The 14,326-nt window shown below is 67.3% G+C and carries 13 protein-coding genes; 4 read left to right on the top strand and 9 right to left on the bottom strand.

The window, feature by feature from the left end; translation table 11 throughout:
• The first annotated feature begins 33 nt into the window (after nt 1–33).
• From AC16DP_RS16100 to AC16DP_RS16085, 4 genes are all read left to right on the top strand, one after another.
• Complete coding sequence (locus AC16DP_RS16100; protein ID WP_483956773.1) at nt 34–1,233, top strand: tetratricopeptide repeat protein; 1,200 nt, start codon at nt 34–36, stop codon at nt 1,231–1,233.
• 102 nt (nt 1,234–1,335) lie between these two features.
• Complete coding sequence (locus AC16DP_RS16095) at nt 1,336–1,689, top strand: helix-turn-helix domain-containing protein (RefSeq protein WP_483956772.1); 354 nt, start codon at nt 1,336–1,338, stop codon at nt 1,687–1,689.
• A gap of 80 nt (nt 1,690–1,769) precedes the next feature.
• On the top strand, nt 1,770–2,126 hold the full coding sequence (locus AC16DP_RS16090) for a response regulator (protein ID WP_483956771.1): 357 nt from the start codon (nt 1,770–1,772) through the stop codon (nt 2,124–2,126).
• A 123-nt stretch (nt 2,127–2,249) separates the two neighbouring features.
• Nucleotides 2,250–3,356, top strand: a complete 1,107-nt coding sequence (locus AC16DP_RS16085; protein ID WP_483956770.1) for a nuclease — start codon at nt 2,250–2,252, stop codon at nt 3,354–3,356.
• Between the two features lie 833 nt (nt 3,357–4,189).
• Here AC16DP_RS16085 and AC16DP_RS16080 read toward each other — a convergent pair.
• From AC16DP_RS16080 to AC16DP_RS16040, 9 genes are all read right to left on the bottom strand, one after another.
• Nucleotides 4,190–4,846: a retron system putative HNH endonuclease gene (locus AC16DP_RS16080; RefSeq protein WP_483956769.1), complete on the bottom strand. Its 657-nt coding sequence runs from the start codon at nt 4,844–4,846 to the stop codon at nt 4,190–4,192.
• Nucleotides 4,843–6,180 (bottom strand): AAA family ATPase, encoded by a 1,338-nt coding sequence (locus AC16DP_RS16075; RefSeq protein ID WP_483956768.1) that lies wholly within the window; start codon nt 6,178–6,180, stop codon nt 4,843–4,845. Before AC16DP_RS16075 ends, AC16DP_RS16080 begins: the two co-directional genes overlap by 4 nt.
• 112 nt (nt 6,181–6,292) lie before the next feature.
• The gene (mfd, locus tag AC16DP_RS16070) at nt 6,293–9,874 is read right to left on the bottom strand and encodes a transcription-repair coupling factor (protein ID WP_483956767.1); all 3,582 of its coding nucleotides are present in this window, start codon (nt 9,872–9,874) and stop codon (nt 6,293–6,295) included.
• Nucleotides 9,875–9,994: 120 nt separating this feature from the next.
• On the bottom strand, nt 9,995–10,189 hold the full coding sequence (locus AC16DP_RS16065) for a hypothetical protein (protein WP_483956766.1): 195 nt from the start codon (nt 10,187–10,189) through the stop codon (nt 9,995–9,997).
• A 69-nt stretch (nt 10,190–10,258) separates the two neighbouring features.
• Nucleotides 10,259–10,585 (bottom strand): c-type cytochrome, encoded by a 327-nt coding sequence (locus tag AC16DP_RS16060; protein WP_483956765.1) that lies wholly within the window; start codon nt 10,583–10,585, stop codon nt 10,259–10,261.
• Between the two features lie 45 nt (nt 10,586–10,630).
• Nucleotides 10,631–10,939 (bottom strand): hypothetical protein, encoded by a 309-nt coding sequence (locus AC16DP_RS16055; protein ID WP_483956764.1) that lies wholly within the window; start codon nt 10,937–10,939, stop codon nt 10,631–10,633.
• Nucleotides 10,940–11,024: 85 nt separating this feature from the next.
• Nucleotides 11,025–12,599, bottom strand: coding sequence for a hypothetical protein (locus tag AC16DP_RS16050; RefSeq protein WP_483956763.1), 1,575 nt, complete (start codon nt 12,597–12,599; stop codon nt 11,025–11,027).
• Nucleotides 12,596–12,943 carry a P-II family nitrogen regulator gene (locus AC16DP_RS16045; RefSeq protein ID WP_483956762.1) on the bottom strand — a complete coding sequence of 116 codons (348 nt, stop codon included), beginning with the start codon at nt 12,941–12,943 and terminating at the stop codon, nt 12,596–12,598. The genes AC16DP_RS16050 and AC16DP_RS16045 overlap by 4 nt, the downstream gene beginning before the upstream one ends.
• Nucleotides 12,940–14,289 (bottom strand): methyltransferase domain-containing protein, encoded by a 1,350-nt coding sequence (locus tag AC16DP_RS16040; protein ID WP_483956761.1) that lies wholly within the window; start codon nt 14,287–14,289, stop codon nt 12,940–12,942. The genes AC16DP_RS16045 and AC16DP_RS16040 overlap by 4 nt, the downstream gene beginning before the upstream one ends.
• Nucleotides 14,290–14,326 lie beyond the last annotated feature (37 nt).

The following is a 14,326-nucleotide window of genomic DNA, read 5'->3' as shown; positions in this document are numbered from 1 at the left end:
CCCGCTTTACTTCTCTTTTCGGGGGCAGCAGACATGAAGCGGATGTTCGCGTTGGCGTTCTCTCTGGGGTGCGCGGTGCCGGTGTCCGCGCTGGCGGCGGATGGCATCAAGGTGCAGATCCTCAGCGCCACGGTGAAGGATCAGAAGATCGCCGGAGCGGAGGTCATCGCCCAGAAGAATGGCGAGGCGTCCGTCAAGGGCACCACGGCGGCGGACGGTACGGTGCGGTTCGAGAAGCCCTTCGGTGGCGCCGATGACAGCTCGGTGAGCCTGATCGTCAAGAAGGACGGGTACTCGAACCTGGTGGTGAAGTGCCCGTGCGATGGCCTGTCGTACGCCATCAGCCCGGTGATGCTCCAGAACCTGGACGGCATGCGCATCGTGCTCAACTGGGGCGCGCAGCCGAGCGATCTGGACTCGCACCTGGTCCACCCCTCGACCCACGTCTATTACTCGGCCAAGCAGGGGGACCTGGCCAACCTGGACGTGGACGACACGACGAGCTACGGCCCGGAGACCGTCACGCTGGAGAAGAAGAAGAACGGCGTGAAGTACCTCTACGCCGTGCACAACTACACCGAGGGCGACAAGCAGGGCTCGACGACGCTCTCCAATGTCAGCCAGGCGAAGGTGTTCGTCTACGTGGGCTCCTCGCTGGTGCGCACCTTCACGCCGCCCCGGGGCAAGGCGGGCAACGTCTGGGTGGTGTTCGGCATTGGCGACAACGGTGAGTTCTACGACATCAACAAGTTCACCGACGTGAAGGACCGCGGCCAGGTGGGCTCGTTCATGCAGGGCCTCATCAAGGGCGGCGGCTTCCAGTCCGTGCCCGAGGTGTCGGTGGATCAGACGCGCCTGGCGGACACGCTGAACAAGCAGGGCGAGAAGGCCTATCACGAGGGCAAGCTCGACGAGGCCGTGTCGCTGTACCTGGAGGCCATCGCCAACAACCCGGAGCACGGGCAGGCGTACAGCAACCTGGGGCTGGCGTACCAGAAGCTCAACCGCAACGCCGAGGCGCTGTGGGCCAACCGCAAGGCCATTGCCCTGGCGTCGGGCAAGGCCGCGGCCACCATCAAGGCGAGCTCCTTCTACAACATCGCCCGCGTGTACGAGGGCGAGGAGAAGTGGGCCGAGGCGCTGGAGAACTTCCAGTCCGCGCTGGGCCACAAGGACCACGACGCCTACAAGAAGGGCATCGCGCGGATGAAGGAGAAGCTCGGCCAGAACTGAGCCGGTGCGGGTGGATTTTGCGACGCCGAGCCTGAATGCGGGGTCCACCCGTGAACATCCGCCCTTCACATCGTGAGGGGCGCTCCCAATCATCCGCCCGGTATGGAGAATGAGAAGAACAAGCTGGCGGATGGTGTCGAGTTGCACCTCCGCTTTGGCAACCACCTGCGCCGCCTGAGGACCGAACAGAAGCTCACCCAGGAGCAGCTCGCGGAGCGCAGTGGGTTGTCGGTGGACGCCATCCGGCGCATCGAGCGGGGGGCGTTCTCCCCCTCGCTCGAGACGTTGTCCAAGCTGACGGAGGGGCTCGACGTTTCCTTGAAGACGCTGTTCCAGACCTTCGAGCGTGAGAAGTCCGACCGGGTCGCCGAGCTCTGCGACTTCCTGTCCAACCGCTCCGGACGGGACGTGCAGTTGGTGTGGCGGGTCGTGCGCGCCATGTTCGACGAGTGCTGAGCAACCGGCGGATGCTCTGGGGTGGACCGGGCGGATGTTCCCTGTTGCCCGAGCACCTGCTGGTCTAGTCACGCGCAGACATGCCCGCTCCTTCTCCCGTCGTCCTCGTGGTCGAGGACGAGGCCGACCTTCGCGAGATCATCCAGGATGTGCTCGCCGGGGAGGGCTACCAGGTGACCTGCGCGATGGATGGCGCCCAGGCGCTCGAGTTGCTGTCGGGTGGTCTGCGGCCGGGCCTGGTGCTGCTCGACTTCTACATGCCCCGGCTGGATGGCTGGGCCTTCCTCGAGCAGCTGAGGACCGGGTTGGGTCTGGCCGAGGTCCCCGTGGTGGCCATCAGCGGCTCGGTCGTGTCGCATCCGTCGGTCGCCACGGTGCTGCAGAAGCCTTTCGACATCACCGAGCTCCTGGAGATTGCCCAGCGATTCGCGCGGTGAGCGCTGGCTCCGCCGCTTGCCTCGCGGCCGTACATCGCGGGGAGGACCGGCGCGCCCGCGTGCGCTGCGCGTGAGCGCTATAGGCTGAGCGGCCCCGGGTGATGCGACCGGGTCATTCGCCGCATGAGCGCCAGCCGTCTCGAACAACTCCGCGAGGAAGTCCGCGCCCGCGCCGAGAACCGTCCCGGGGTCTACCGCATGCGGGGCCCGTCGGGAGAGGTGCTCTACGTGGGCAAATCGGTGAAGGTGCGCACGCGGTTGCTCTCCTACTTCCGGGCGCAGCGAGGGGAGAAGGGGGCGGAGATCATCGGGCACGCGCACGGGGTGGAGTGGGACTACGAGCCGAGCGAGTTCGCGGCGCTGCTGCGGGAGTTCCGGCACATCAAGCGCTGGCGGCCCCCGTTCAACGTGCAGCACAAGCGGGACAACTCGCTGTGCTTCATCAAGCTGACCCGCGAGCCCGTGCCTCGGCTGCTGGTGGTGGGCCACGTCATCAACGATGGGGCCGAGTACTTCGGTCCGCTTCGAGGCCGGCAGGGTGCCACCGCGGCGGTCCGGGCGGTGGGTGATCTGCTGGAGTTGCGCGACTGCTCCTCGGACACGCCCATGCGGCTGGCGGATCAGATCGAGCTCTTCCGGTTGAAGGAGGATCCGCGCTGCATGCGAGGCCAGGTGGGGCGCTGCCTGTCGCCGTGTGCCGGGGGCTGCACGCGCACCGAGTACATGGCGCGCATCGATCAGACCCGGGACTTCCTGAATGGGCTGACGGACCAGCCCCTGGCCCTGTTGCGCGAGCGGATGAGCATGGCGTCCCGGCGCCTCCAGTTCGAGTACGCCGCCGAGCTGAGGGACCGGGCGGAGACGCTGGAGCGGGTGCAGGCCGAGTTGCTCGAGATTGGCCGGTTCGTGGAGCGGCTGTCCTTCGTGTACACGGTGCCCGGACATGAGGGGGAGGACCGTGCCTACGTCATCCGCCGGGGGAGCGTGCGCGCCGAGTCCGCCGCTCCGCGCACGCCGCACGAGCGGCTCGCCCTGGAGGCGACGGTGGGCGAGGTCTTCGAGCGGCCGGAGCCGGCGACGATCGGCCTGCGGGCCCACGAGGCGCAGGAGGTGCTGCTCGTGGCGCGCTGGTTCCGCCTCAACCCGGAGGAACTGGGGCGGACCGTGCCCGCGGCGACCTTCGTGACCTCCGCCTCCGGTCGCGCATTGCGCGAACTTGTCCAACAGTAGGAGTGCGCCAGGCGAAGCCTGGGTGAGGAGGAAGCGATGTAGGAGCGGAAACTTCACGAAGGGACCCTGCGGGTTCAAACCCCGCCCGGCAAAGGAGGCCGCCAGCCGGAAGCGAGTCTTGCGTGGTGCCGGGGAGACCCGGGCCGCGAAGCGTAGACAGCGAGTGTGCGGGCCGCGTGATTGAGCCCCGAAAGCTTGGATTCGTCGCGAGAGCCGACGTCGTTCCAACAACGGAAGGCAGCATTGCAGGGCAGCAATCGGCCAGGCCCTGAAATCTCGCCGGGGTCGAAGAGCGGGGCACGTGCACAAGAGGGTTCTCCAGGAACCTGGGAGGTCCTGACGACTCCACGTCAAGAGGCCGGAGGGCAACCGGAGAAAAGCCCAGGCCCGAGGGAGATGAGCACCCGACTCCCTGGGGAGCGAAGGACGGGAGGCGGTGGTACCGCGCCGGTGAAGGAAACGAAGCCGGGCGGGAGGGTCGTCAGGAAGTCGGAGTGCCTCGTAATACCGAGGAAGCGGGGGAACGCACCCGGGCGGACCCCGTGGAGGGAAGGGGGCACCGGAACATGGAACCGAGGGAGGGAAAGATGGCGGGGACGCCGAGCCCTACAACCGTACCAACGAAACTCCAGCGGATAGCGAAGCTGGCGAGAGAAGCGAGCTCGTCCAGCGCAGGGTGCGAGATGGGCTTCCGCTCGCAGTGAGTCCATGAGCCGAAGAGCCGGATGCGGGAATTCCGCACGTCCGGATCCGTGGGGGGCCGGGGAGGTAACTCCCCGGTCTACCCGACCAACTCTGGCGAGACCGCGCCCGGAGGGTGCCCCTGGGTTATCTCAGTCCGAGGACGTGTTGGGAGTGGCGGGTGCAGGTGGGCGGAACGGGAACACAGAGAGGATTGCGCTCGCGAAGGGCACATTCCGCCCTTGCTCATCACGTGTATCGATGTGCGACAGGGCCTCGCGTGCTTGCTCTGGATCCATGCCGTTCAATGCCTGGGTGAAACCGGTAATGGCGCTTTTTCGCTGAGCATTCAGCGTGCTGATGCCCAGTCCCAGGACATTGATGGCTTCTTCGGCCATCGACCGGCGCGCTGGATTGTCCGTGGGCCGTACGTTCCCATTGCTGGTGAAGACGAAGTGCTCCCGGCAATCCGGCATGAGCGGGTGCACTCGAAGTGCACTGCTTCCCTTGAGCGAGCCGCAGTGGCTCTTCTTGGTGCAGGAAGCCAGGAGATTGGTGTGGTCGAAAACGCGCTTCGGGGCAGTGTGGCGTGACTCCAGGTGCTCGATATGCGAATTCGTACTCTCGATACGCTGCTCGCAATAGCAGCAGACGAAGCCCTGCTCGTGCAGGAGTGCTTCCTTGACCTGGGACCTGGCTTCCATCCAGTCCTTCTCGGTGCTATCCCAAGGAGGCTGCTTATGAGTAGCTTTGCGCTTCTTCCAAGCCGCGAACTCCGCTGGCTCGGTGCCCTTGATGATAGGTCTCATCGGGAGAGCAACTCCCGGGTGCGTATGATGGCGTCGGCTCGAGTGAACTCGGGCTCATCCGAGCCGATGCGCGATTCGAGCTCTTGCCGGAGTGAGCGGGCTTCGTCCATTCTTCCCTGATCGATCAGATGGAAGTAGTCGCTCAGCATCTGCTTGATCTCACTCGGACGCTCGTCGACACCCATGAGGTCTTCGAGGATGCGGTTGGAATCGCGGCCGAACGAGGCATCGGGACGCATCGCGCGGAGCTCACCCTCCTCATGACGAAGAAGGTAGATGCACTCAGGACGGACTTCGCTCAATACCTGCGGTGAGTGGGTGGTGATGATGAACTGACAATGGGGAAATGTACGTGCCAGGGCTGGAACGACCCGGCGCTGCCAGGAGGGATGCAGATGCGTCTCGATCTCATCGATGAGGACGATCGCGCTGCACAACTCGGGTCGAGCGGCTGCGGGGTTGGCCAGGGCTAGCCGCCTGGCGATATCCGCGCCCAGGGTCAGCAGGTATCGCTCTCCATCCGAGAGATGCTTGATATCGACTTCTGTATCGCCCTTGCGGACGACCATGTGCATGGGCTGCCGTCGTATACGAGGGGCACTGAATCCGGGCAACAATTCCTCAACAGCACGTCGCACGGCCTGGAGTTGAGAATCTCGGAACGCTGCGTCATCAAGCCGCTTTTCGTTTTCATAGTCCTCGCGCCGTCGGAACCAGGAAACGAAAGCTGAAGCAGAGGAAAGACCGGACCCGGTGAGAGCATGCTCGTAAGCGGCGAGCTGATTCTGGACGTCTCCCTCTTTGGAGGGCGGCTCGTCTCGATTCGCACCGCGCCCGGCGGCATAGTAGATGGCGAGCGGAACTGCGGTGAGCGGCTCAACGGACACATCAGCAGCCAACTTCGAGGTAAGCCCGGCGAGTTCGTTCCAATTACCGCCCAGCGCAATCTCTCCAGGGAAGGTTGCTTGCCCTTTGATGCTCCATGTCAAGTCACCACCATCCGTGCGCGCATCGACAGCGAGAGATAAAGCCTTCTGTCCAACCTGGATATCACTCTCCTGGAGGTGGCGTGACAGCTCGCGGTCTAGCAGACCCTGGTTGATATAACTTTCCTGGAGCACATGTCGCAGCTCTAGCTTATTCCCGCTGATCACCTTGACCGTCTGTAATAGAGGCGCAAGGGACGCACGGAGTGCTTCGAGAATCGACGTCTTGCCTGCTCCGTTCACCCCAACGAGCACTGTCACGTTCTCGGGGAAGTCGAGCGTGAGGTGTCGGATGCCACGAAAGTGGGTCAACTCGAGCCGTTGGACCCGCATCATCTTCACCGACATCGAAGTGTGCCTCCACTGCTGAGGAGCCTCGTCAGGGCTCGCCTTGCCCTACCGCTGCTGATGCGCCATGCGCCCGAAGGCGCTGGCATCCTGCCCCAGTACCTCCAAGCCGTCACGCCTCCGGCAGTGCGCAGGTGTGGAGGTCGCGCAGCACCTTCCGGGCCTCGGCGATGAGCGATGGGCCCCGCACCTCGGCGCCCAGCTTCACCACCAGCTTCATGTCCGGGGTGAGCCGGTAGACGCCCTTGGAGCGCTGCACCAGGCCCGCCACCTTCATCCCGTCCAGCAGCGCGTCCGCGCCCAGCGTCACCACCAGCCGGCCCGGGCCTCCCTCCAGCGCACGCAGCCGGAGATCTCTCATGTCGATCTTCAGCAGCGTCTGCTCCGAGAGGTTGTCCACCTCGTCCGGCGCCTCGCCGAAACGGTCCACCAGCTCCGAGCGCAGGTCCTGGACCTCGTCCGGATTGCTCGCCTGGCTGAAGCGTTTGTAGAAGACCAGCCGCTGGTGCACGTCCGGCACGTAGTCGTCCGGAATGAGCGCCGGTATCGGCATCGTGATCTCCGGCTCGATCTGCACCTTCGGCGGCTCGCCCCGCACCTCGGCCACCGCTTCCTCCAGCAGTTGCGCGTACAGGTCGAAGCCAATCGCCGAGATGGAGCCCGACTGCTCGGAGCCCAGCAGGTTGCCCGCGCCGCGAATCTCCAGGTCATGGCTCGCGATGGAGAAGCCCGCGCCCAGCTCGGTGAAGCGCTGCAGCACCTCCAGCCGCCGCTGCGCGTCCTTCGTCACCACCCGCCGCGTCGGCACCAGCAGGTACGCGTACGCACGCTCCTTCGCGCGGCCCACGCGCCCTCGCAACTGGTAGAGCTGCGCCAGGCCGAACGTGTCCGCCCGGTTGACGATCATCGTGTTGGCGCTCGAGATGTCGATGCCGCTCTCGATGATGCTGGTGCACAGCAACACCTGGTGCTTCTTCTCGGTGAACTCCAGCATCGCCTTCTCGAGCTGGCCCTCGCCCATCTGCCCGTGCGCCACGCCCACGGAGACGTTCGGCAGCAGCCGCTTGAGCGTCTCCTCCATCGAGGGCAGTGACTCCACCCGGTTGTGCACGAAGAAGACCTGGCCACCACGGGCGATCTCCCGCTCGACGGCCTCCTTGATGGTCTGCTCGTCGTACTTCAACACGAAGGTGCGGATGGCTCGCCGGTCCTGCGGCGGCGTGGCGATGATGCTCATCTCGCGCACGCCCGACATGGCCATGTGCAACGTGCGCGGAATCGGCGTCGCCGACAGCGTCAGCACGTCCACCAGCGCGCGCAGCTTCTTGATCTGCTCCTTGTGCTTCACCCCGAAGCGCTGCTCCTCGTCCACCACGAGCAGCCCCAGGTCCTTGAAGGCCACGTCCCCACCCAGCAGCTTGTGCGTGCCGATGAGGATGTCCACCTTGCCTTCCTTCGCGCGCTTGAGGATCTCCCGCACCTCGGAGGGCTTCTTCATCCCCGAGATGACGTCCACCACCACCGGGTAGTCCTTGAAGCGCTTCTTGAAGGACAGGTAGTGCTGCTGCGCCAGCACCGTGGTGGGCACCAGCACCGCCACCTGCTTGCGGTCCAGCGTGGCCTTGAAGGCGGCGCGCATCGCCACCTCCGTCTTGCCGTAGCCCACGTCACCGCAGACGAGCCGGTCCATCGGCTCGGACTTCTGCATGTCGTTGAGCACGTCCTCGATGGCCTTGGCCTGGTCCGGCGTCTCCTCGAACTCGAAGTCCGCCTCGAACTGGGCGAAGTACCGGTCCGGCGCGCTGAAGGCGTGGCCCGCGTGCGCCCGCCGCGCCGCCGCGATGGTGAGCAGGTCCGCCGCCATCTTCAGCAGCTGCTCCTTCACCCGCTTCTTCGTCTTCTCCCAGGACGTCGTCCCCAGCTTGTCCAGCGCCACCTTGGTGGGGTCCCCACCGGTGAACTTCTGGATGAGCCGCATGCGGCTCACCGGGAGGTAGATCTTGTCCTTGCCCGCGTACTCCAGGACGAGGAAGTCCCCGGGCACCCCGTTCACCTGCATCTTCGTCAGGCCCGCGTACCGGCCCAGTCCGAAGTCGGTGTGGACGATGATGTCCCCTTCCTTCAGGTCCTTGAAGCCCGAGGCGAACGCATCCAGGCTCTTCGAGCGTCTCTGCCTCCGGCGCGCCCGCGCTCCGAAGATCTCCTCGTCCGAGAGCACGGCGATGCCGCCCGCGCCATCCACGAAGCCGTGGCTCACCTCGCCCGTGAAGAGGTGCGCGTACACCGAGGGCTCGAAGAGTTTGGAGGCGTCCTCCAGCGGCTCCGTGTGCACGCGCACCATCACGTTCCGGTCCAACAGCAGGCGCTTGAGCCGGTCCGCCTGGCTGAGGCTGCCGCAGGCCACCGCACACGCAATCCGCGTGTCCCGCCAGCGCTGGAGCCGATCGATGAGCGGGGTGAGCGCACCCTCCTCACCGTGGTGCGCCAGGATGGCCTCGCGCACGTCCTGCGTCGTGCCGAAGGGGAAGAGCACCGGCGGCGCCTCGCCCTGGGTGAGCGACAGGCCTCCACCCTCCATCACGCGGAAGGCCTTCAGCTGCTGCTCCGCCTGCTCGCGCGTCAGGAAGTGCTCCAGCGGCGGATAGGTGAGCTCCTGCTCCGCGTCGGCGGCCGCGGCCGAGCGCTCCACCTCCGCCCACAGCTCCTCGGCCACGCGCTCGAGCCCCATGGGGTCGTCCAGGTAGAAGAGCGGCTCGGCGTGCCACTGGCGCAGGTAGTCGAAGAGCGTGCCCAGGCCTCCCTCGAAGAAGCCGGGCAGCAGGCCCTCCAGGCCGAAGCCGGGCAGGCCCTCGCGGATGGCATCCAGCCGCTCGCGCAGCTTCGTGGTGGGCATATTGATGCGGTCCGCCACCTCGCGGGCCGCGGCCTCGGCGCGTACCCGCGTCTGCTCGGAGAAGATGACCTCGCGCGCCGGCAGGAGGATGATCTCCTCGAGCGTGTCCACCGTGCGCTGCGTTTCCGGATCGAACGCGCGGATGGACTCGATGGTGTCGCCGAAGAACTCGATGCGGACGGGCTTCTCGTAGAGCGGGCTGAAGACGTCGATGAGGCCGCCACGCACGGAGAAGGTGCCCAGGTCCTCCACGAGCGGGCTGCTCTGGTAGCCCATGTTGGCGAGCTTCCGCGCCAACTCGTCGCGATCGAAGTCCTGCCCCACGCGGATGCGCTCGGACAGCTCCTTCATCACCTGCGTGGGCAACACCCGGCGCAGCAGGCCGCGCATGGACAGCACGAGCGCGGGGAAGCGCGTGCCCTGGCTCAGGTGGAAGAGGGCGCCGAGCCGGTCCGCGACGGCGTCCGCGTCCGGGGACAGCTCGTCGTAGGGGAGCACCTCGTCGGCTGGCAGGCGCAGGACGTGGGGCTCGAAGGGCGTGCCCTTGCCCCCGAGGAAGAAGGCGAGGTCACTGGCGAGGGCATCCGCGGCCTCCTCGTCCGTGGCGATGCAGACGAGTGGCGCCTTCAGGGTGCGCGTCAGCCGGGCGAGCGCGTGGCCCCGAGCGGCTCCCTGGAGGCCTTGCGTGCGGACGCGCTGCCCCGGGCGCAGCAACTCCAGCACCCGGGCGAAAGGGTCCCCTGCCACGGGAGGTACGCCGAGCGCCTCCCCACCGAGCTTCTGCGTCAAAGGAGTGTCCATCCGAGGGGCGACCTGGAGCGCCCCCCCGGTAATTAGGAGCCGGACCCGTGTAGGTCAACGGAAGAGCGAGAAGGCCGGTTGGCGACAGGCACTCCGGCTCCCGGGCCTACAACCTCCTACTCAGCCCAGGGCCCGGACATCCTCGTCATCGTCGTCCTGGTCATCATCGTCGTCGTCGTCGTCATCCCCGCTGCCTCCGTCCCGGAGCGCGGACTCGGAGCGCCAGGCCTCGGTGCCGGCCAGGGCCGGGAGCGGCGCGCTGGCGAGGCGGGCCAAAGCAAGCAGGGAAACGAGGGCGAGGGTGAAGAGACGCATGGGGGAATACCTCCTGTCACGGGGGACGGCGCGTGCGGCAGGGATATTCACCCCTGGCCCGAAGGGGAATCAGCCCTTCTTGAAACCGCGGATGTAGGCGACGAGGGCGTCGATCTGCTGGGGGGTCAGCTTGTCCTTGTAGGCCTTCATCTTCTTGTTGCGCGGGGAGCCGTCGGCGATGGCCTCGCGGATGTCGGCGTCCGTCTGGGCCTGCTGCCAGGCCGGCTGGGACATGTCGACGATGGCCTCCTTCTTCCCCATCTGGGTCTGCGCCTTGCCATCCGGCCCATGGCAGGACTTGCACCTGGCCGTCCAGACCTCGGCGACGGTCTCGTCGTTGGCGTGGGCCATGGTGGCCAGGGACAGGGAGAGCAGCAGGGCGAGACGGGTCTTCATCGTGGGGGGCTCCTCGGGAGGACAAGACGGCGCGGGGCCGGGGGTTCAGTGTCGGCTGGGCGGGACGTCAGCGGCCAGTGAAAGTTCACCGCCCTCGTGCGCCGGAGGGGCGCGCCGCCACTGGCGGAAGGCCCGCCCCATGAGCAGGGCCGTCAGCACCAGCAGCGTACCCGAGACGGCCAGGGCGACGAACCGGTGCATCAGGTGCATCCGGAAGGCGAGCCGCAGCTCGGCGTCACTGCTCTCGAAGCCTCCCGAGGAGGTGGCGAGGAATGTGAGCCAGAAGCCCGCGAGCAACAGCAGCAGGGGCGGAATCCGGAACCGCGAGAGACGTGAGGAGGCTGCCTGCGTCATGGGAGCGAATCCCTATCCAGGGAAGTGGCCGGATATTCCCTCTCCCGGAGGGCGAGGGGAAATTGGGTACGTTGTCAGCACGGAGCTAGAAATCCAGGGTGCGGCCCGGCGGCACGAGCCACACCTTCTCGAGAAATCCCACCGCGCCCCGATCCGCGTCATGGTGCTTCACCGTCGCGGCCTGCACGCCCACCAGCAGCGCCAGCGTCGCCAGTCCCGCGAGCAGCGGCAGGATGGCCGCTCTCCCCGTCCCGCTCAGCCCCAACCGCGCGAACACCCAGACCGCCAGGCCGAGCAGCAGGCCCAGCAGCAGCACGCCGGCCTCCGGGTTGGAGATGCCGAGGACGTTGAGCGCATTCGGAGGCTGATAACCCGCCTTCAACAGGGGCACGGCCAGTCCGAGCACCACGTTGGACACGTCATCGGGCACGTAGTTGACGAAGGTGGCCAGGCCCGTGAACACGATGGAGGCGGTGCACAGCGCCGCGGCCGCGCCCGCGAGCACCGGGGGGCCCGAGGTCCTCAACCGCTCCAGCACCAGGGCCGCGGGCAGCAGCAGGAAGGGCACCAGCCCCGTCAGGTGACGAGGCCCTGTCGTCCAGCCCCACGAGTCATACGAGAAGGAGGACGTGAAGTACGTGTACCCGGCGAGCAGCGCCACCACGAGCCACAGGTGCGCCCGCATCTCCCCGTTGCCACGGGCCTCGCGCCGCAGCACCCAGACTCCCGGGAGCGCGAGCAGCAGGAAGGGCGACAGGGTGAACAGCCCGCGCAGCGGCGAGAAGAAGGACAGGGCGAAGGCCCTCGGGTCCGGGTAGCGGATGCCCAGGAAGCCGCCCAGGTGCCACGGCTGGTAGGCCGCGTCGTTGAGGTGCTTGTACCCGGTCTCCAGCGGGTGCCCGAAGGCCGCCTGGTGGTACAGCATCAGCCCCACCACGAAGGGCAGCGCCCCCAGCGTGGCCAGCCCCACGCCCCGGCCCAGGCGCACCCACCGCGCGCGCATCGGCTCCTCGCGCCACAGCACCGTCAGCACCGCGTACAGCATCAACCCGAGCACACCCAGCGCACCGGTGTACTCGGCGGCCACCGTGGCGCCCGCGCAGGCCCCGGCCACGAGGTAGCCCCGCTCACGCCACTCGCCGCGCGCCAGCCGCCACAGCGCGTAGAAGCCGCCGAACAGCAGCACCGCCGTCGTCTGGTGGCTCATGAAGAGCAGCGAATAGCTGAACGCCAGCGAGCCCAACCCGTACGTCACCGTCACCGCGTCCGCCACCGCCGCGGACACGTAGGCGACCAGGAAGCGGCGCACCAGCCACAACATCCCCAGCGTGGGCAGCACCGTGAGGAACAACCGGCTGAAGAAGACGAGCGGCACCTCGCGCACCGCGTACAGGAAGCCGCCGCTCCACGCCCGCAGCGCCGCGTACACCGGCACCGCGGCGAAGGACAGCAGCGGCGCCTTGGACGGGTAGTACTTCCCGTCCTTCACCGACAGGTCCCCGACGTAACCGAAGTCCTTCAGCGCCCGGTTGATGTCCAGCGTCCCGTACTCCACCAGCGCGCGCGTCTGCCACAGCCGGCACAGCTCGTTGGGCGAGCGCAGGCCCGGGTGGTACGGGAACAGCAGCACGTACAGCGCTACGAGTACCGCGTACCTCACAGCGCGTCGCTGCCCCGTTCCCCCGTGCGGATGCGCACGGCCTCGTCCACCGGCAGGACGAAGATCTTCCCGTCTCCAATCTTCCCCTCGGCGCCCGAGCGGGCCGCGCGCACGATGGCGTCCACCACGCGCGTCACCATCTCGTCGTCCACCACCACCTCCACCTTCACCTTGGGCAGGAAGTCCACCACGTACTCGGCGCCCTTGTAGAGCTCCGTGTGGCCCTTCTGCCGGCCGAAGCCCTTCACCTCCACCGCCGTCAGTCCGTGCACGCCCACCTCGTGGAGGGCGTCCTTCACGTCGTCCAGCTTGAACGGCTTGATGATGGCTTCGATCTTCTTCACTCGGCACCTCCAGTGGCGCGCGCCACCGCGAAGAGGCTCATTCCCACCGGCAGCTTCACCTGACTCTCGGCCTTCGCCAAGAGCGGAGCGATCCGGTCGTACACCTTGAGCTGCAGCTTCGGCACCGAGCGGCGGCGCATCACCCGGCTGTTCATGAACCAGCCCGGAATGCCCACCAGGTTCATCCACTCGAGCGTGTCCACCTGGAAGCCGTTGCCCTCCAGCACCTGGCGCAGGGCCTCGGGCGTGTAGCGCCGGTGGTGCCCCACCGCCTCGTCGATGGAGCCGAAGAGCTGCGGCAGCGCCGGCACCAGCACCACCACCTTGCCGCCCACGGGCAGAATCTGCCGGAAGCGGCGCACCGCCGAGGCATCGTCCGGAATGTGCTCCAGCACGTTGGACAGCACGATGGTGTCCAGCCGCTCGGCCTTGAGCGACTCCCAGTCCGCGAGCGCCACGTCCGACAGGTACGGGCGCACGTGCGGCCGGCCCCGGAACTTGTTCTTCAGCCGGTCCACGTAGAAGCGGTCCACCTCGAGCGCGATGAGCAGCTCCAGCCCCGGCTCCAGCTTCTCGGTGATGGTGCCGATGCCAGCGCCGATCTCCAGCACCCGGCGGCCCAGGTGCTCGCGGAAGCGCTGGCCCAGCCACGCGTTGTAGTTGTTGGCGCCGTCCATGCGCTCCAGCGTGGTGTAGCCCTCGTGCTGGTTGTCCGCGTCGTTCTGCACCGTGGCGTAGCGCATGAGCGTGCGCAGCCGCGCCAGCTGCGCGCCCAGCGGCCGCCGGGGCGCCGCGTCCAGCGTCACCGGCACTTCCGCCAGCCGGTAGAGCTGCGCCGACAGCTTCACGACGATCTCCGCGTCCACCGACTCGTCGTCGCTGGTGAGCGACACGGACTTGAGGGCCTCGGTGCGGAAGGCGCGCTGGCCGCAGAGCGGATCCTCCAGCGACACGTCCGTGACGAAGCGGGTGACATGCCCCAGGGCCTTGTCCGCCAGCTGCTCCGCGTCCAGCTTCGGCACCCGCCGGCTGCCGAAGACGGCGTCCGCCGCGTCCTCGCGGATGGGCCGGCACAGCGCCTCGCAGGCCTCCAGCGAGTACGCCGCGTCCGCGTCCTGCAGGACGGTGATGTCCCCCGTCACCCGGCCGAGCGCCGCCCGGATGGCCGCTCCCTTTCCAGTCAGCCCGGAGAGCACATGCACGTGGGGCCTCGCGGGCGCGTCCACCGGCCCGTCCCCGGCGAGGATGACCTCGGTGCCGCGCGCGGCGAGGTTGTGGGCGAAGCGGGAGGCGTCCGCGGCGGACGCGGGGGTGAAGGGAATGACGAACGAGAGGGACTGGCTCACGCCCGGGTGACTACCACACGCCGGGCGCGGGTGCTCG

The sequence above is a fragment of the Archangium sp. genome, from assembly GCF_057119385.1.
The sequence above is the reverse complement of the archived record's forward strand: the minus strand, read 5'-3'. Positions and strand labels throughout refer to the sequence as shown.